The 17016-nt window shown below is 67.6% G+C and carries 20 protein-coding genes; 4 read left to right on the top strand and 16 right to left on the bottom strand.

Annotated features, from left to right (window positions below):
* The first annotated feature begins 4 nt into the window (after window positions 1–4).
* The 3 genes from nucS (at window position 5) to ABN273_RS20290 (ending at window position 2889) form a co-directional block, all read left to right on the top strand.
* Complete coding sequence (gene nucS / locus ABN273_RS20280; RefSeq protein WP_349450491.1) at window positions 5–667, top strand: endonuclease NucS; 663 nt, start codon at window positions 5–7, stop codon at window positions 665–667.
* A 62-nt stretch (window positions 668–729) separates the two neighbouring features.
* A complete protein-coding gene (locus tag ABN273_RS20285; protein ID WP_349450492.1) occupies window positions 730–2202 on the top strand; it encodes an aldehyde dehydrogenase family protein in 1473 nt (490 codons plus the stop codon).
* 144 nt (window positions 2203–2346) lie between these two features.
* A complete protein-coding gene (locus tag ABN273_RS20290; RefSeq protein ID WP_349450493.1) occupies window positions 2347–2889 on the top strand; it encodes a TetR/AcrR family transcriptional regulator in 543 nt (180 codons plus the stop codon).
* Window positions 2890–2989: 100 nt separating this feature from the next.
* Here the strand turns inward: ABN273_RS20290 and ABN273_RS20295 are convergent, their stop codons facing one another.
* The 4 genes from ABN273_RS20295 to ABN273_RS20310 all read right to left on the bottom strand — a co-directional run bounded on the left by ABN273_RS20295 (window position 2990) and on the right by ABN273_RS20310 (window position 6559).
* Window positions 2990–3307, bottom strand: coding sequence for an STAS domain-containing protein (locus ABN273_RS20295; protein ID WP_344987077.1), 318 nt, complete (start codon window positions 3305–3307; stop codon window positions 2990–2992).
* A gap of 79 nt (window positions 3308–3386) precedes the next feature.
* On the bottom strand, window positions 3387–4556 hold the full coding sequence (locus tag ABN273_RS20300) for a sensor histidine kinase (RefSeq protein WP_349450494.1): 1170 nt from the start codon (window positions 4554–4556) through the stop codon (window positions 3387–3389).
* A complete protein-coding gene (locus tag ABN273_RS20305) occupies window positions 4557–5666 on the bottom strand; it encodes an ABC transporter permease (RefSeq protein ID WP_349450495.1) in 1110 nt (369 codons plus the stop codon).
* The gene (locus ABN273_RS20310) at window positions 5663–6559 is read right to left on the bottom strand and encodes an ABC transporter ATP-binding protein (protein WP_349450496.1); all 897 of its coding nucleotides are present in this window, start codon (window positions 6557–6559) and stop codon (window positions 5663–5665) included. The genes ABN273_RS20305 and ABN273_RS20310 overlap by 4 nt, the downstream gene beginning before the upstream one ends.
* 127 nt (window positions 6560–6686) lie before the next feature.
* Here ABN273_RS20310 and ABN273_RS20315 point away from each other — a divergent pair, with 127 nt between their 5' ends.
* Window positions 6687–7277, top strand: a complete 591-nt coding sequence (locus tag ABN273_RS20315; RefSeq protein WP_349450497.1) for a cob(I)yrinic acid a,c-diamide adenosyltransferase — start codon at window positions 6687–6689, stop codon at window positions 7275–7277.
* A gap of 49 nt (window positions 7278–7326) precedes the next feature.
* Here ABN273_RS20315 and ABN273_RS20320 read toward each other — a convergent pair whose 3' ends face one another.
* The 12 genes from ABN273_RS20320 to ABN273_RS20375 all read right to left on the bottom strand — a co-directional run bounded on the left by ABN273_RS20320 (window position 7327) and on the right by ABN273_RS20375 (window position 16996).
* Window positions 7327–7704: a DUF2550 domain-containing protein gene (locus tag ABN273_RS20320; RefSeq protein ID WP_349450498.1), complete on the bottom strand. Its 378-nt coding sequence runs from the start codon at window positions 7702–7704 to the stop codon at window positions 7327–7329.
* A gap of 108 nt (window positions 7705–7812) precedes the next feature.
* A complete protein-coding gene (locus ABN273_RS20325; protein WP_043616272.1) occupies window positions 7813–8214 on the bottom strand; it encodes a F0F1 ATP synthase subunit epsilon in 402 nt (133 codons plus the stop codon).
* Window positions 8215–8280: 66 nt separating this feature from the next.
* Window positions 8281–9729, bottom strand: coding sequence for a F0F1 ATP synthase subunit beta (atpD, locus tag ABN273_RS20330; RefSeq protein WP_349450499.1), 1449 nt, complete (start codon window positions 9727–9729; stop codon window positions 8281–8283).
* Between the two features lies 1 nt (window position 9730).
* Window positions 9731–10633 (bottom strand): F0F1 ATP synthase subunit gamma, encoded by a 903-nt coding sequence (locus ABN273_RS20335; RefSeq protein WP_349450500.1) that lies wholly within the window; start codon window positions 10631–10633, stop codon window positions 9731–9733.
* A 3-nt stretch (window positions 10634–10636) separates the two neighbouring features.
* Window positions 10637–12286: a F0F1 ATP synthase subunit alpha gene (gene atpA, locus ABN273_RS20340; protein ID WP_349450501.1), complete on the bottom strand. Its 1650-nt coding sequence runs from the start codon at window positions 12284–12286 to the stop codon at window positions 10637–10639.
* Window positions 12287–12309: 23 nt separating this feature from the next.
* Window positions 12310–13119 (bottom strand): F0F1 ATP synthase subunit delta, encoded by an 810-nt coding sequence (locus ABN273_RS20345; protein WP_349450502.1) that lies wholly within the window; start codon window positions 13117–13119, stop codon window positions 12310–12312.
* Window positions 13119–13670 (bottom strand): F0F1 ATP synthase subunit B, encoded by a 552-nt coding sequence (locus tag ABN273_RS20350; protein WP_349450503.1) that lies wholly within the window; start codon window positions 13668–13670, stop codon window positions 13119–13121. Before ABN273_RS20350 ends, ABN273_RS20345 begins: the two co-directional genes overlap by 1 nt.
* 28 nt (window positions 13671–13698) lie before the next feature.
* The gene (gene atpE, locus ABN273_RS20355) at window positions 13699–13932 is read right to left on the bottom strand and encodes an ATP synthase F0 subunit C (RefSeq protein WP_036327412.1); all 234 of its coding nucleotides are present in this window, start codon (window positions 13930–13932) and stop codon (window positions 13699–13701) included.
* A gap of 73 nt (window positions 13933–14005) precedes the next feature.
* Window positions 14006–14803, bottom strand: coding sequence for a F0F1 ATP synthase subunit A (gene atpB / locus ABN273_RS20360; RefSeq protein WP_349450504.1), 798 nt, complete (start codon window positions 14801–14803; stop codon window positions 14006–14008).
* A gap of 67 nt (window positions 14804–14870) precedes the next feature.
* Window positions 14871–15086, bottom strand: coding sequence for an AtpZ/AtpI family protein (locus ABN273_RS20365; protein WP_349450505.1), 216 nt, complete (start codon window positions 15084–15086; stop codon window positions 14871–14873).
* Window positions 15087–15153: 67 nt separating this feature from the next.
* Entirely contained in the window at window positions 15154–15576 is a 423-nt protein-coding gene (locus ABN273_RS20370; protein ID WP_349450506.1) for a Cg1360 family ATP-synthase-associated protein, read from the bottom strand.
* A gap of 130 nt (window positions 15577–15706) precedes the next feature.
* Window positions 15707–16996 carry a glycosyltransferase family 4 protein gene (locus ABN273_RS20375; protein ID WP_349450507.1) on the bottom strand — a complete coding sequence of 430 codons (1290 nt, stop codon included), beginning with the start codon at window positions 16994–16996 and terminating at the stop codon, window positions 15707–15709.
* Window positions 16997–17016: the final 20 nt, after the last annotated feature.

The following is a 17016-nucleotide window of genomic DNA, read 5'->3' on the forward strand; positions in this document are numbered from 1 at the left end:
CGTCATGCGGCTGGTCATCGCGCGATGCAGCGTGGATTACATCGGACGGCTCACGGCTCACCTGCCGATGGCGCCCCGGCTTGTGCTGATCAAGGCGGACGGGAGCGTGAGCATTCACGCCGACGACCGCGCCTTCAAGCCGCTCAACTGGATGAACCCGCCGTGCAAGCTCAAGGAGGACGGCGGGACCTGGACGGTCACCCACGGCAAGACCGGCGAGAAGCTGGTCCTGACGATGGCCGAGATCCTCCACGACTCCAGCCACGAGCTCGGCGTCGACCCCGGTCTGATCAAGGACGGGGTGGAGGCCCACCTGCAGGAGCTGCTCGCCGAGCACATCACGACGCTGGGGGACGGCTATTCGCTGATCCGGCGGGAGTACATGACGGCGATCGGGCCGGTGGACATCCTGTGCCGGGACGCGCTGGGGGCGACCGTGGCGGTGGAGATCAAGCGGCGTGGGGAGATCGACGGGGTCGAGCAGCTCACCCGCTACCTCGAGCTGCTCAATCGCGACCCGCTGCTGGCCCCCGTCCGCGGCGTCTTCGCCGCCCAGGAGATCAAGCCCCAGGCGCGGGTCCTTGCCACGGACCGCGGCATCGACTGCGTCACCCTGGATTACGACGCCCTGCGCGGCATCGAACCCGAGAACCCCACTCTTTTCTGAGCTGTCACGGCTCTGCCACGCCTGACCTGGTAAGCGGTGGCTTACCGGATTATCGTGGCGCCATGGGCACGCTGACGTTCGACTCACTCAACCCGGCTACCGGCGAGATCGTCGGCAGTCACCCCAAGCAGACGCCCGACGCCGTCCATGAGGTCGTGGGCCGGGCGGAGGAGGCGGCCGCGTGGTGGGCGGCCATCGGGCCGGGCGAGCGCAAGAGGCGGCTGCTGGACTACAAGGCGGTCCTCACCCAGAACCTCAAGGACCTCGCCCGGCTGGTCCACGAGGAGACCGGCAAACCGGTGGGTGACGCGACGCTGGAGATCGTGCTGGCCATCACCCACCTCGACTGGGCCGCGCGCAACGCGGACAAGGTCCTGCGCCGCCGCCGCGTCAACACCGGCATGATCGGCCTCAATCTGGCCGCCACGCTCGAATACCTCCCCCTCGGCGTGGTCGGGGTGATCGGCCCGTGGAACTACCCGGTCTTCACCCCGATGGGCTCCATCTCCTACGCGCTGGCGGCCGGCAACGCCGTGGTATTCAAGCCCAGCGAGCTCACCCCGGGCATCGGCGTGCGGCTGGCCGAGTTGTTCGCCGAGGCGGTGCCCGAGCAGCCCGTGTTCCAGACCGTGACAGGGCTCGGCGAGACCGGGGCGGCGCTGGCCGCCGATCCGAGGGTCAGGAAGGTGGCGTTCACCGGCTCCACCGCCACCGCCAAGCGCGTCATGGCCGCCTGCGCGGAGAACCTCACGCCCATCGTGGCCGAGTGCGGCGGCAAGGACGCGTTCATCGTGGACGCCGACGCCGATCTCGGCAAGGCCGCCGACGCCTGTCTGTGGGGCGCGATGTCCAACGCGGGCCAGACCTGCGTGGGCGTCGAACGTGTCTACGTCGTCGACGCCGTCTATGAAAGTTTCATGCGCGAGCTGTCCGACCGGGTGACAAAGGTGAAGGCGGGCGAGGACTACGGCCCGATCACGATGCCGGGTCAGGTGGACATCATCAAGCGGCACATCGACGACGCCGCCAAATCCGGAAAAATCGTGACCGGTGGCCCCGGCTCCGTACGCGCCCCGTATGTGGACCCCGTGATCGTCGAGGACGTGCCGGAGGACTCCCCCGCGGTGCGCGAAGAGACGTTCGGCCCGACCATCACCGTCCGCCGCACCCGCGACGCCCAGGAGGCCCTTGAGCTGGCCAACGCCACCGCGTACGGCCTGGGCGGGACCGTCTTCTCCCGGAACACGCGCCGGGCCATGGAGCTCGCCCGCATGATGCGTACCGGAATGACCGCCATCAACTCGGTCATCTCGTTCGCCGGAGTGCCGGCGCTGCCGTTCGGCGGGGTGGGCGATTCGGGGTTCGGGCGGATACACGGCGCCGACGGTCTACGCGAGTTCACCAGGCCCAAGGCCATCTCCCGCGAGCGCTTCGCGATGCCCGGGATGAACCTGACCTCGTTCACCCGGGGGCCCGCAGAACTTGAGCGGCTGATCAGGCTGGTCACGTTCTTGCACGGCCGACGTAAAAGGTAATCTTCTTACCCTTTCCCAAAACGGATCATCCGTCCATAATTGTGTGCTCTGGGGGCCACGATCATGTTGGACGGGTGGAATGTGAACCGGTCTTACCGGGGAATGTCAGCTGAGCAAAGACTGGCAGACAGGCGCGAGCGGCTCATGACGGCCGCGTACACGCTATACGCCAAGCCGGGGTTCACGGCGACGACCATCGAAAGGCTGTGCTCGGAGGCGAGGATCTCCAACCGCGCCTTCTACGAATGTTTCGGCGGGCGCGAGGAGCTGCTTCAGGCGTTACACGAGCGCTGCGTGGAGGAAAGCCTGGCGGTCGTGACCCAAGCCGTCCAGGAGGCGCCGAAGACACTTGACGACAGAGTCAAGGCCGGGATTCACGCCTATATCGAATTCACAACGGCTGACTGGCGGCGGGCTCGTATCATGCATGTCGAGGTGCGCCGCTCGGGGGATGTCCTGACACAGTCGCGTCAGCGCGCGGTGGACGCGTTCGCGCGTCTCATCGAGGACGCGTCCGCGGATTTTGTGCAGACCACAGGGTTGAATCGGCGACTGGTGGCACTCGGTGTAGTTGGATCGCTACAAGAGTTGCTCATCGAATGGCTGCACGCGAACGAGCAACCGTCCCTCGACGAACTCGTCGACGTCGCGGCGCACATCTTCACCCGGAGCCTCGGCACACACTGACTATTCGATGACCATTTCCCGTGGTCAGCCCGAAAACCGCATTTTGGCTAACCCAAAAAAGAGCGGGCAACGGCTGATCGTCGCCCGCTCCGATATGCCATCAGGCCACCGCGGCTGCGGGAACCTCTACATGCAGGACCCGATTCAGCCGGGTCACCGCGAGAATCCGCATGATCCTCGGTGGCACCCCCCGAAGAACGAGGCGGCGTTGCACGCTGAGCGCGCGCCGGTGCGAGCCCACCAGCACCCCGAGACCGGTCGCGTCGATCATCTCCAGCTTGGAGAGATCCAGGATCAGGTCGCCCTCGCCGGAGTCGAGAGCCTCGTGCAGCCGCTCCCGCACCCCGGCAGACGTGCCGGCGTCGAGCCTGGCACCGATCCGTACCACCTGGGCGCTCGGATTGCCCCGGACTCGCATGCCACCTCCTCATTCACATACGCAGCGTAGTCACTGCCGTGCGCAGAGCGCTCATCGAGCCGACCTCTGTGGGTCTCCCCTACCCATCTATCGGAATTGACACGACTGCTTTCAGCAGGAACTCTCCGTCGTCCGTCGGATGGGCGCTCATCTTGCCGCCCACGGCGGCCATGCGCTCCCCCATGCCCGTGAGCCCGCTGCCCAGATCCGCGGACGGCCGCCGCGCCACACCGTCGTTGCGCACGCTCAGCTCCGCCTCCTGCGCGGTGAAGCGGAGCGTGATGTCGCAGAATGTCGCGGTGCTGTGCTTGAGCACGTTGGTCACCGCCTCGCGAACCGCGTAGGCGAACACCGGCGCCACCCCGTCGGGCAGCTCGCCATGGGGCAGGTGAACCTCGCAGCGGACGCCCGCCGCTTCGAGCACTCCCTTCACGCTATTCAGCTCGGCGGCCAAGTCAAGCTCGCGGTAGCCGCGCACGGCCTGCCGCAGCTCTCTGAGCGCCTTCCTGGTCAGCGCGTTCACCTCGGCCATCTCGGCCTTGGCCGCCCCCGCGTCCACGTCCGACAGCCGTACGGCCAGCTCCGTCTTGACCGCGATGGCGGAGAGCTGGTGCCCCACGAGGTCGTGCAGGTCCCTGGCGAAGCGCAGCCGCTCCTCGGCCAGCGCCAGCCGCGTGTGCGCCTCCCGCCACTCATGAGCCTGTACGGCGAGCGTCCAGATCCAGACCCACACCCTGTTGGACGGCGGCACTATCGCGCACAAGAGCCCGTAGGTCAGCGCGCAGAAGAGGAGGCCCGCCCCCACGGACAGGTCGAGGCCCATGAGACTCGTGCCGGTCACCATGGCCAGGCCGCCGAGCGCGACGCCGGCCACCCACGTGCCCGCCGCCATCGACCAGCTCGTGCCCTTGGGGACCTTGAGCGTGGCGACGCCCAGCCAGCACAAGAGCACGAAACCCCAGCCGAGCGGGTCGGCCCCGCCCACGACCGCCGCGACCACCGCGAGAACCGCCGCCACCACCACCTGCCTGGTGGGATAGCGGCGGCGGTCCAGGATCTCGTTGAGGATGCGCGGGCAGAGCCAGGTGAAGCAGATCGCGGCGATCAGCGCGGGCACGGCACGCCACCAGTGGAGTCTTCCCTCGACCAACATGAGCGAGGTCGCCATGGCGATGAGCAACCACATCACGACGAAGTTCGAGATCAGGACTTTCCAGGTGATGCGGCGCGCCCGCTGGATCGCGTCCATCTACCGCGTGCGCAGCACGTCGCCGAGCTTGAGCCTGGCACCGGTCCGCAGCACGGCCCGTTCATAGATCTTGGCGCCGAAGCCCAGCACCACGAACACGGCCAGCACCATGGCCGCCATCGACGCCCCCGCCTGCCACAGAGGCAGCTCGGTCGCGGCCATCCGCACCGGCATGACCATGGAGGAGAACGGCGGCACGTACGACACGACCGTGGCCAGCGTGCCCGTCGGGTCGGTGGTGGCGTAGAAGGCCACGAAGTACGTGATCATGATGGTCATGGTCAGCGGCGTCATCACGGTGCTCACCTCCTCCTGGCGCGAGACCAGCGAGGCGAACGCGGCCGCCAGCGTGGCGAAGAACGCGTACCCGAGCAGGAACCACACCAGCACCATGGCCAGCAGTCCCGGGATCCCGGGCGGGAAGTCGGAGGCGAGCCCGGAGACCGTGGCCGCACCGAACCCGACGATCAGGATCGTGACCAGGTTGATCAGGCCGACCACGCCCAGCCCAATGATCTTGCCGGCGAGCAGCTGCCAGGGCCGTACCGTGGAGAGCAGGATCTCCACGATCCTGCTGCCCTTCTCCTCCACCACGCCCATGGCCACCGTCATGACCTGGCCCATGAGAAGCATGAAGAGCACCAGGACGAGCACCACGGCGATCCCGGCGCGGGTCGCCTCGTAACGCGTGTCGGCGCCCACGGACTGCATCTTCAGCGGCGGGATCGACACGCCGGCGGCGCCGAGCCGCACCTCGCGGTTGACGCTCTGCAGCAGCACGCCGAGCTGGCTGTCGATCTCGCCGTCCGTCAGCACCTTCGTGCCGTCGACCAGCACCGCGTCCACGTCCCCGTCGAGCACGGCCTGCTTGGCGGCGGCCTCGTCGGGGAATTTACGCCACTCGAACTCCGCCTCCGGCGCGGCAGCCTGCAGCGGCAGCTGCTGGGAGTTGACGGTGCCCAGCGTGTACGAGTCCGATCCGCCCATCACCTTGGGCGCGAAGGACACCACCGCGACCAGGAATGCCGTGATGAGCAGGCCGATCACGAACCCCTTGGTCCGCACCTGCGTGGTGATCTCCCGCCGGGCGACCAGCATAACCTCGTTCACGCCACGGTCTCCTTGAAGATCTCGGTGAGGGTCGGCCGCTCGACCCCGAAGTGCTCGACATGTCCCGCCTTCACGGCGCGCCGCAGGATCTCCTGGTCGTCGCCGCCGTCGGTGCGCAGGACGTGCCGGTCGCCGGTCACGGTGACGGTGCCGGGCAGGCCGTCCGCCCAGCCGGGAGCCGGATCGCGTACGACGACGCGCAGCGTGTTGCCCTCAGCCGCCCGCAGGTCGGCCACCGTGCCCGTGGCCACCATCCGGCCCGCGGAAACGATGCCCACCGAGTCGCACAGCCGCTCGACCAGCTCCAGCTGGTGGCTGGAGAAGATCACCGGCACACCGCCCCTGCACCGCTCCTGCAGAGCCGTGGCCAGCGCGTCCACCGCGATCGGGTCGAGCCCGGAGAACGGCTCGTCCAGCACCAGCACCTCCGGATCGTGCACCAGCGCCACGGCCAGCTGCACGCGCTGCTGGTTGCCCAGCGAGAGCGCCTGCACGGCGTCGCCCCGGCGCTCGGTCAGCGCGAGCCGCTCCAGCAGCTCGTCCGTGGCCTTCTTCGCGGCGGCGGGGCCGAGCCCGTGCAGGCGGCCGAAATATTCGATCTGCTCGGCGACGCGCATCTTCTGATAGAGCCCTCGCTCCTCTGGCATGTAGCCGAAGCGCCGCCGGTCGTCGTAGCCGAGCGGCCTGCCCTGCCAGCTCACCGAGCCGGAGTCGGCCTGGAGCACGCCCATGACGATGCGCATGGTCGTCGTCTTGCCGGCGCCGTTCGCGCCCACGAACCCGAACATCTCGCCGGGCCCTACTGAAAAGCTGATCCCGTCCAGGGCGACCTTGCCTTCGGGGGCGCCGGGCCCGCCTCCGAAGCGCTTGCGCAGCTCGCTGATCTCGAGCATCAGGTCATCTCCTTCGTCATGGGTCAATCGTGTCGTCAACGGCGTTCGCCCTGCTAGTCGCCGAAATCACGGCCGCGGTATGGATCCCGCGTCCCTTTCTGATGACATTTGTCATTACGCTGATGCCATGACGCGCGCCGACAAGGACAAGCCGGTCGTCCTCTCCCGCATCTACACCCGCGCAGGCGACGACGGCACCACCGCGCTGAGCGACATGAGCAGGGCGTCCAAGACCGATCCCCGGCTGGCCGCCTACGCCGACGTGGAGGAGGCCAACGCGCACCTGGGCCTCGCGCTCTCGCACGGCACTCTGCCGGCGGACCTCGTGGCGGTCCTCGTCCGGATCCAGAACGAGCTGTTCGACGTGGGGGCCGACCTGGCCACACCGGTCGTGGAGAACCCGGAGTTCCCGCCGCTGCGGGTGGAGCAGTCGTACATCGACCGGCTGGAAGAGCAGTGCGACCGCTTCAACGCCGACCTCAAGCCCCTGCGCAGCTTCGTGCTCCCCGGCGGCGACCCCGCCACGGCCGCGCTCCACGTGGCCAGGGTGACGGTCCGCAGGGCCGAGCGCACCACGTGGGCGGCACTGCAGGCCCACGACGACATGAACGCGCTGACGGCGAAATATCTCAACCGCCTGTCGGACCTGCTCTTCATCGCCTGCCGGGTCGCCCACGCAGGCAACGAGATCCTCTGGAAACCTGGCGGCACCCGCTAGGCGCGTCCTGCGCACAGCACCGCACCGGAGGTCAAGCTCCGGCGTGCGGTCAGGCGACGTCCAGGTAGGCGCTGGGCGGCGCGGACTCCAGCCACGCCAGGAAGCCGGTCAAGGCGTCGGCGCTCATCGCGAGGGAGATCCCGCGAGTCGTACCGCCGCAGTCGACAGCAAAAAACCCGCCGTCGATCTCACGGCGGGCGGAAACGACGAGGCCGCGCCTCGCGATCGCGTGGCGCGGCCTCAGTCGGACGCCCAGAAGCGGAATCCAGTGGAGCTCTCCATCGGCGTAGCGGGCTACCCCGCTCTGCCAGCCACGGTCGCCCACCCGGAGGCGACAGGGCACGCTGCCGCGCGAGCGGGCCAGCGTTACGCCCCGCAGGACTATGAGGGCGGCAAAAGCTACGAGAATCAGAACCGTCGCTACCATGCCGCCCCCCAAAGTTTCCCGGAACCAACAAGAAACCTGCTCGTTGGCCTGCCACCCCGCTTGGTCAAGGCCGCAGCGGCAGTCCGCCCAGCAGATTTCTTACTGGTATTAAACCTCTTCGCCCGCCGCGCGCAGCCGGGCCCTGGCACGCTTGGCCTCGATTGCCGCGTCGGCGTCTTCCTGGTTGGCCTCGATCGAGGCCTGCGCCCGGTCGAGAGCGTCACGGGCAGCCGCGACGTCGACCTCGGAACCGAGCTCGGCCACCTCGGCAAGCACGGACACCTCGTCGTCGGCCACGGAGATGAAACCACCGTGCACGGCCGCCACGAGGTCGCCCTCGCCCTCCCGCTTCACGCGCAGCACGCCGCCCTCGACGAGAACGCCGAGCACAGGTGCGTGTTGCGGCATAATACCGATCTCGCCGTCCACGGTCTTGGCAATCACCATGTCGGCCTCGCCCGACCAGATCTCACGCTCGGGTGAGACAACCCCTACTCGTAGCTTCGCCACTTATGTAGGTTCCTTTCCGATCCGTGGTGGTGCGGCATTGAACACCGCACCACCACCTGGGGCGATTTACCGGCGCTCGAGTTCCTTGGCCTTGGCCACGGCCTGCTCGATGCCACCGACCATGAAGAACGCCTGCTCAGGCAGGTGGTCGTACTCACCCGCGCACAGGCCCTTGAAGGAGGCGATGGTCTCGTCCAGCGGGACGGTCTCGCCCGGCTGGCCGGTGAACGCCTCGGCGGCGTACATCGGGTGCGACAGGAAGCGCTCGATGCGGCGGGCCCGCTGGACGGTGACCTTGTCCTCCTCGGACAGCTCGTCGATACCGAGGATCGCGATGATGTCCTGGAGCTCGCGGTACTTCTGCAGGATCCGCTTGGTCTCCTGGGCCACCCGGTAGTGCTCCTCGCCCACAATCTGCGGGTCGAGGATCCGGGAGGAGGAGTCGAGCGGGTCCACCGCCGGGTAGATGCCCTTCTCCGAGATCGGCCGCGAAAGCACGGTCTGCGCGTCGAGGTGCGCGAACGCGTTGTGCGGCGCCGGGTCGGTGATGTCGTCCGCGGGCACGTAGATCGCCTGCATGGAGGTGATCGAGTGACCGCGCGTCGAGGTGATGCGCTCCTGGAGCACACCCATCTCGTCGGCCAGCGTGGGCTGGTAACCCACGGCGGACGGCATACGGCCGAGCAGCGTGGAGACCTCGGAACCGGCCTGCGTGAAGCGGAAGATGTTGTCGATGAACAGCAGCACGTCCTGCTTCTGCACATCGCGGAAGTACTCCGCCATGGTCAGCGCCGACAGCGCGACCCGCAGACGGGTGCCCGGCGGCTCGTCCATCTGACCGAAGACGAGCGCGGTGTCCTTGAGGACGTCCGCCTCCTCCATCTCCAGCCAGAGGTCGTTGCCCTCACGGGTGCGCTCGCCCACGCCGGCGAAGCACGAGGTGCCACCGAAGTTGCGGGCGACGCGGCGGATCATCTCCTGGATGAGGACGGTCTTGCCCACACCCGCGCCACCGAACAGACCGATCTTCCCACCCTGCACGTACGGGGTGAGCAGGTCGATGACCTTGATGCCCGTGACGAGCAGCTCGGTGCGCGACTCGAGCTGGTCGAACGCCGGGGACGGCCGGTGGATGCCCCACCGCTCGTTGATCTTGAGCGACGAGGTGGGCACGTCGAGCGTCTCGCCCAGCGCGTTCCACACGTGGCCCTTGACGATGTCGCCGACCGGCACCGAGATCGGGGCGCCGGTGTCCACGACCGCCTGGCCGCGGACCAGGCCGTCGGTGGGCTGCATCGAGATGGTCCTGACCAGGTTGTCGCCCAGGTGCTGGGCGACCTCCAGGGTCAGGGTCTTGGTCTCGCCGCCGAGGGTCACCTCGACGGTGAGCGCGTTATAGATGTCGGGCATCGCCTCGACGGGGAACTCCACGTCGACGACGGCGCCGGTGACACGTGCCACGCGGCCCGTGCCGGCCGCCGCGGCCTCTACGTTTTCAACAGCCTCTGCAGTCATTTCACTCTTTCCCCGCTGCGGCGTCAGCGAGCGCGTTGGCGCCACCGACGATCTCGCTGATTTCCTGGGTGATCTCCGCCTGGCGAGCCTGGTTCATCTCCTGGGTGAGCATCCGCATGAGCTCGTTGGCGTTGTCGGTCGCGGACTTCATCGCGCGGCGCCGCGCGGCCTCCTCCGAGGCCGCGGACTGCAGCAGCGCGGTGAAGATGCGCGACTCCACGTAACGCGGCAGGAGCGACTCCAGCACGTCGGCAGCGGTCGGCTCGAACTCGAAGTACGGCGGGATCGCGGTGGCCTCCGTCGCCTCGGTCTCCTCGACCTCCAGCGGCAGGATGCGCTTGACCACGACGTTCTGGGTCAGCATCGAGACGAACTCGGTCGAGACGATGTGGATCTCGTCGATCCCGTTCTCGTCCTTGAACGAGTCGATCAGCGTCTGCGCGATCTCCTTGGCGTCGGCGTAGGCCGGCTGCCTGGAGAAGCCGACCCACTGACCGCCCATGTCGCGGCCGCGGAAGGAGTGCCAGGTGACACCCTTGCGCCCGGTGACGAACGGGATCGCGGTCAGGCCGCGGCTCTCCAGCAGCCCGCGCAGGGCCTCGGCCTCGCGCAGCACGTTGGCGTTGAAGCCGCCACAGAACCCGCTGTCACTGGTGACGACGAGGACGCCCGCCTTGGTGGGGTTCTCCTTCGCCACGGTCAGCGGATGGTCGACGCTCGCCGCGTTGCTGACGACGCCGGTGACAGCGCGAGTGATCTCACGCTCGTACGGCAGCGCCGCCTGCATCCGCTGCTGCGCCTTCACGATCCGTGAAGAGGCGATGAGCTCCTGGGCGCGCGTGATCTTCGCGGTCGACTTGACCGAGCTGATCCGCCGCCGCAGCAGCCTTAGCTGGGCACCCATGTCCTACTTCTCCGTCGCCGGACGGACGACCTTCTTGATCTTCTCCTGGCCGACCTCGCCGGCCTCCAGCGGAGCCACCGGCTCGTCCTTGATCAGCAGCTCACCCGACGACGTGGTGAAGCCCTTCTTGAAGTCCGTGATGGCGTCCTTCAGAGCGGTCACCGTGTCGTCCGACAGTTCCCTGGTCTCGCGGATGGTGTCGAAGATGCCCTTGTGCGAGGACTGGATGTAGTCCAGGAACTCCGCCTCGAAGCGGCGGACATCCTCGATCGGCACGTCGTCCAGCTCACCTGTGGTGCCGGCCCAGATCGAGGCCACCTCGCGCTCCAGCGAGAACGGGCTGTACTGGGGCTGCTTGAGCAGCTCGACCAGCCGCTGGCCGCGCTCCAGCTGAGCCTTGGAGGCGGCGTCCAGGTCGGAGGCGAAGGCCGCGAAGGCCTCCAGGTCACGGTACTGCGACAGCGACAGACGCAGCGTACCCGCGACCTTCCGCATGGCCTTGGCCTGCGCCGAGCCACCGACTCGGGAGACCGAGACGCCGACGTTGATGGCGGGCCGCACACCGGCGTTGAACAGGTCGGTCTCGAGGAAGACCTGGCCGTCGGTGATGGAGATGACGTTGGTCGGGATGAACGCCGAGACGTCGTTGCCCTTGGTCTCGATGACCGGCAGGCCGGTCATCGAGCCACCGCCCATGTCGTCGGAGAGCTTGGCGCAGCGCTCCAGCAGACGGGAGTGGAGGTAGAAGACGTCGCCGGGGAAGGCCTCACGGCCCGGCGGGCGGCGCAGCAGCAGGGAGACGGCGCGGTAGGCGTCTGCCTGCTTGGTCAGGTCGTCGAAGACGATCAGGACGTGCTTGCCCTGGTACATCCAGTGCTGACCGATCGCCGAGCCGGCGTAGGGCGCGATGTACTTGTAACCAGCGGGGTCGGAGGCAGGGGCGGCGACGATGGTGGTGTACTCCATCGCGCCGGCCTCCTCCAGGCGAGCGCGCACCTGCGCGATGGTCGAGCCCTTCTGGCCGACCGCGACGTAGACGCAGCGGACCTGCTTGGCGGGGTCGCCGGAGGCCCAGTTCTCGCGCTGGTTGAGGATCGTGTCGACGGCGATCGCGGTCTTGCCGGTGCCGCGGTCACCGATGATCAGCTGGCGCTGACCACGGCCGATCGCGGTCATGGCGTCGATCGCCTTGATGCCGGTGGCCAGCGACTCCTTCACGGGCTGCCGCTGGACGACGGTGGGGGCCTGCAGCTCGAGGGCACGAATTGCCTCGGCCTCGATGGCGCCCTTGCCGTCGAGCGGGCTGCCCAGGGGGTCGACCACGCGACCGAGGAAGTTGTCGCCGACGGGCACGGACAGGACCTCACCCGTCCTGCGAACCGTCTGGCCCTCCTCGATGCCGCTGAAGTCACCCAGGATCACGGCACCGATCTCGCGGGTGTCGAGGTTGAGTGCCAGTCCGCGCGTGCCGTCCTCGAACTCGAGCAGCTCGTTAGCCATCGCCGAGGGAAGGCCGGAGACATGGGCGATGCCGTCGCCGGCGTCGACGACGGTCCCGATCTCCTCGCGCGCGGCGCCTTCCGGTTCGTACGCCTGGACGAAGCGCTCAAGCGCGTCCCGGATCTCGTCCGGCCGGATCGTAAGCTCCGCCATCTCTACTCTGTCTCCCTATTCGCCTAGCCGGCCAACCGGCGGCGGACTTCTTCGATTCGTCCCACAATGGTGGTGTCGATGATCTCGTCGCCGATGCGGACCGAGAACCCACCGAGCACTCGCTTGTCCACCTCGACGTTCAGGTGCACGTCACGGCCGTAGGAGGCGCTCAGCCACGCCGCCAGGCGCTGCTTCTGCCCCTCGGTCAGCTCGACCGCGCTGCGCACCACCGCCACGAGGCGCTGGCGCTGCTCGGCCACGAGGTGGCCGACCTCCTCCAGCCCTGCCTCCAGGCTACGCCCCCGCGGGTGTACCGCGACCTGCGTAATCAGGCGCAGGGTGGTCGGGGCGACCTTGTCGCCGAGCAGGTCGCGCAGCAGCTGCTCCTTGCCTGCCGCGGGCGCGGCCGGGTCGGCGAGCCCGCGACGCAGGTCGGGGTTGGCGGCGACGATGCGGCCGAAGCGGAAGAGCTCGTCCTCCACGTCGTCGAGCCTGGACTGGCTCTCCGCCTCCGCGGCCGCGGCGACGACGCCGAGCCGTTCGAGCACGTCGGCCAGGTCACCGGCGCGCGACCACTTGGCCGCGCCCGCGGCCTCCGTGGTGGCGAGAGCCGCCTCGGTGACCTTGCCCTCGAGCAGCGCGCGCACGGTGGCCGCCTTCTGCTCCCCCGGCTTGGCCGGGTCGGACAGGGCGCGGCGCAGGCCGTGCTCGCGGTCGAGCAGATCCGCGACCGCGAACAGCTCGTCGGAGAGCGTCCCGAGGTCGGCACTGCCGGCGACCGCGTTGAACCGCTCCTCGACGTCGGCCAGCGACGTCCTGCTCAGACCGCGCATCAGCGCACCGCCTGCGGCGAGGACTCAAGCTCGTCGAGGAACCGGTCGACGATGCGGCTCTGCCGGACCTCGTCCTCGAGCGACTCGCCGACGATGCGGCCGGCCAGCTCGGTCGACAGGCGACCGATCTCGGTGCGCAGCTGGGCGAAGGCCGCCTGGCGGTCCGCCTCGATCTGCGCGTGGGCCGCCTCGACGAGGCGGCGGGCCTCGGCCTGCGCCTCCTCGCGGAGCTCGGCCTTGATCTGCGCGGCCTGCTCGCGAGCCTCCTCGCGCAGCCTGGCCGCCTCGTGCCTGGCCTCGGCCAGCTGGTCGCGGTACTGCTGCTGCAGGGCCTGCGCCTCGGCCTGGGCCTCCTCGGCCCTCTTGATGCCACCCTCGATCGCGTCGGTCCGCTCAGCCAGCGTCTTCTGGATGCGCGGCATGAGGATCTTGCCGACGACGAAGAGGACGACGAAGAACGCGAAGATACCGACGACCAGCTCGTAGGTGTGCGGAATGAGAGGGTTGGCGCCCCCCTCCTCGGCGAGGAGCGTAGCTGCCTTGTACGTCATGAGTGCAGCCTTTCGTCAGAAGGGCGCGTTACTTGATGCCCTGGAAAATGAACGGCGCAACCAGACCGATCAGGGCGAGGGCCTCGGTGAGGACGAAGCCGAGGAGCATGTTCTGGCGGATCAGGCCGTACGCCTCCGGCTGGCGGGCGATGGCCTGCACGCCCTGACCGAAGATGATGCCGACGCCGATGCCGGGGCCGATGGCGGCGAGACCGTAACCAATGGCGGTGACGTTGCCGGAGACCTCAGCGAGAACGCTCATTGCTGTTATTCCTTTACTGGACGGCCGGTGAAGCGGAGTCTCACCGGTCATGGATATTCCGGTATGTGGGTTCTCAGTGCTCTGGGTGCAGCGAGCCGCCGATGTACATGGCGGCCAGCATCGCGAACAGGAACGCTTGCAGGAACTGGATGAACATCTCGAAGCCCGTGAGGATGATGGTCATGACCACGCCGATCACGCCCACCCCGGCGCCGAGCGGCGTCAGCTTCTCGAAGAGGAACCAGAAACCGACCATGCTGAAGAAGGCCAGCAGCATGTGGCCGGCGAACATGTTGGCGAAGAGTCGGACGGCGTGCGTGAAGGGCGCGATGATCAGGTTCGACAGGAACTCGATCGGCGCGAGCAGCAGGTAGATCGGCTTCGGCAGCCCCGGCGGGAACATCATGTTCTTGAAGTAGCCGAGCGTCCCCTGGTGCTTCATGCCCAGGTAGACCTTGATCACGTAGATCGTGAGCGCGAGCACGGCAGGGAAGGCGATGTGCGAGGCCACCGGGAACTGGAGCACTGGGACGACGCCCATGATGTTCCACATGAGGACCATGAAGAAGAGCGTCACCAGCAGGCCCATCCACCGGTCGGCGTCCTTGCCCAGGAAGGGCCGGGCGACCTGGTCGCGGACGAACATGTAGCCGTATTCGGCGACGTTCTGCACACCCCTGGGCACGACCTTGGGATTGGCGAACGCCGCCCAGCAGAAGCCGATCACGACGATCGATGACAGGATCGCGAGAAGAACCGGCTTGGTGAGCCAGTCCACCCCCGGGATGATCGGGGGCAGATTGAACAGCTCCTCAGGAGTCGGTGCCCCGAACTGATCGCTTGGAGGAGCGAGGACCGTCAGCGCCTTCACGCGGCGTTCCCTTCAACGTCGAAATGGATCACAAGAGATTCCTCAGCGAAGTGATCGCTGTGCGGGGCTAGCGACCGAACTTCCGGTAGACCAGATAGCCACCGAGCACCACCCCAAGGACGATGCCTATAGGGAAGAACGCGGACATGTCCAACCACCGGTCCAGCAACCACCCGAGACCGCCATAGATGGCCATCCCTGCGAGCAGATAGCTGGGGACTGACCACATGGCGTCGGCGAAGTCGCGACCGTCTTCTTCCGGTCGGCGTTCCTGTGCGCTCATCGCGGCCTTGACGATAGCAGGCAAACAGCGGACTAGTCATATCGGACCCCGCCCGCCTTACCTGCCGTCATGAATCGCCCTTCCCGGGGACCCCGGCTCCGGGGTCGACGTAGAGCATCTTGGTCTTCATGAAGGCGCGTACTTCGAAGCCGGTCCAGACGAGGGTGCAGACCACGACGGTCCAGGCGAACGCCTGGGTGTTCCAGACCGTGGTGTCGCGGAACGAGGCCAGCACGACCATGATGGCGACGACTTTGACGAGATAGCTGACCATCGCTGCGATCGCCATCATCTGGGGGGAGACCCGTGCGGCATAGGACACCGCTACCACGCTGATGCTGAAGAAAACCCCGACGAGCAAAGTGCCGATCGCGGCGCCCAGCGCTCCCTTACCGCCAGTCGTCAGGAGCGAAACGGCCACGGCGACCACTCCGACCGCCAAGGTCGGTATCGCGGCGCTCTTGAGTACGCGCACGTCGTTGGCCTGCATCGATGCTCCATCATCATGTTATCAAGCGAGCGTTTGCTACCTCCAGAGCCAGTGCATCTGGAGTCCCTGCTCGTGAAAGATATCACAAGCTCACGGAAGACCGCTTTTACCTGCCGTTTCTAGTTCACGATCAAGAACGGCTCGGAAAGGCGGGAATGACCGGATTTCCCTCGGCGCTCGCGCGCTCGTGCGCGGAGCCGCCGGCGGGCGGCGTCTGCCGCTTGAACTGCGGATCTTCCGGAAGGATCGGCGGCATCGGCCCCGTGGGCGGGCCGCCGTCGTCATCGGGGTCGTCGGGCGTCGCGGTGTGCGCCCCGCCCCTGCCCCGCCAGCGCGGCATCGCCATGAGAATCAGCACGGCGAGCGCGAGCACGATGACGGCGGGGAAGATCAGGACGGGCACGCCGACCCAGGACAGGCCCACGATGCCGAACGAGAACAGGAACGTCCACGCGTACATGAACAGCACCGAACGCCGGTGCGAGTGGCCGATGTCCATCAGCCGGTGGTGCAGGTGACCGCGGTCGGGAGCGAAGGGCGACAGGCCTTGCGCCGTGCGCCGTACGACCGCGGTTATCAGGTCGACGAGCGGCAGCACCAGCACGGCCGCGGGGATCAGCATCGGGACCACCACCGGGAACTCGTTCATTTCCACGATGGCCGTGGTGTCGAGCGGCGTCACGGTGACGATCGAGGAGGCGAGCACCAGCCCGATCAGCATGGCCCCGGTGTCGCCCATGAAGATCTTCGCCGGGTGGAAGTTGTGCGGGAGGAAGCCCAGGCACGTGCCGATGAGGACGGCGGCGATGGCCGCCGTGGCGGTGATGTTACTTCCGGAGATCGTCTGCGAGATGATGATCGAATAGAGCCACGTGGCCATGCCCGAGATGCACACGATCCCGGCCGCGAGCCCGTCGAGCCCGTCGACGAAGTTGACCGCGTTGATCGTCACGACCACGACCAGGATGGTGATGATCGTGCTGAGCGTGAGGTCGACGCTGGTCGGGCCGCCCCAGGCCTCCGGCAGCGGGATGGAGGTCAGCCGCATCCCGAAGAAGACCAGCACCCCGGCCGCCGCGATCTGCCCGGCGAGCTTGATGAAGGGGTCCATGCCCCACCAGTCGTCGAGGAAGCCGGTGAACGTGATGAGCCCGCCCGCGATGATCAAGGCGGGCACGGGCTTGGCACCGGTGCCCGCCAACGCCTCGCTCGAGTGGGTGAGCTGGTCGGCCAGCAACAGCCCCACGACCAGCCCGCCGTACATGGCCAGGCCACCCAGCCTGGGCGTCGGCGTGGTGTGCACGTCCCGATCGCGAATCTCCGGCATGGCGCCGATGCGGATGGCAAAGCGGCGCACCAGCGGAACCAGCAGGTACGTGACCGCTGCCGATATGAGCGCCATGAACAGGTATTCGCGCACGGACCTAGTTTCCCGGATCC

The organism is Nonomuraea sp. B19D2 (genome assembly GCF_040137845.1).
In the GTDB taxonomy this organism is placed as follows: domain Bacteria; phylum Actinomycetota; class Actinomycetes; order Streptosporangiales; family Streptosporangiaceae; genus Nonomuraea.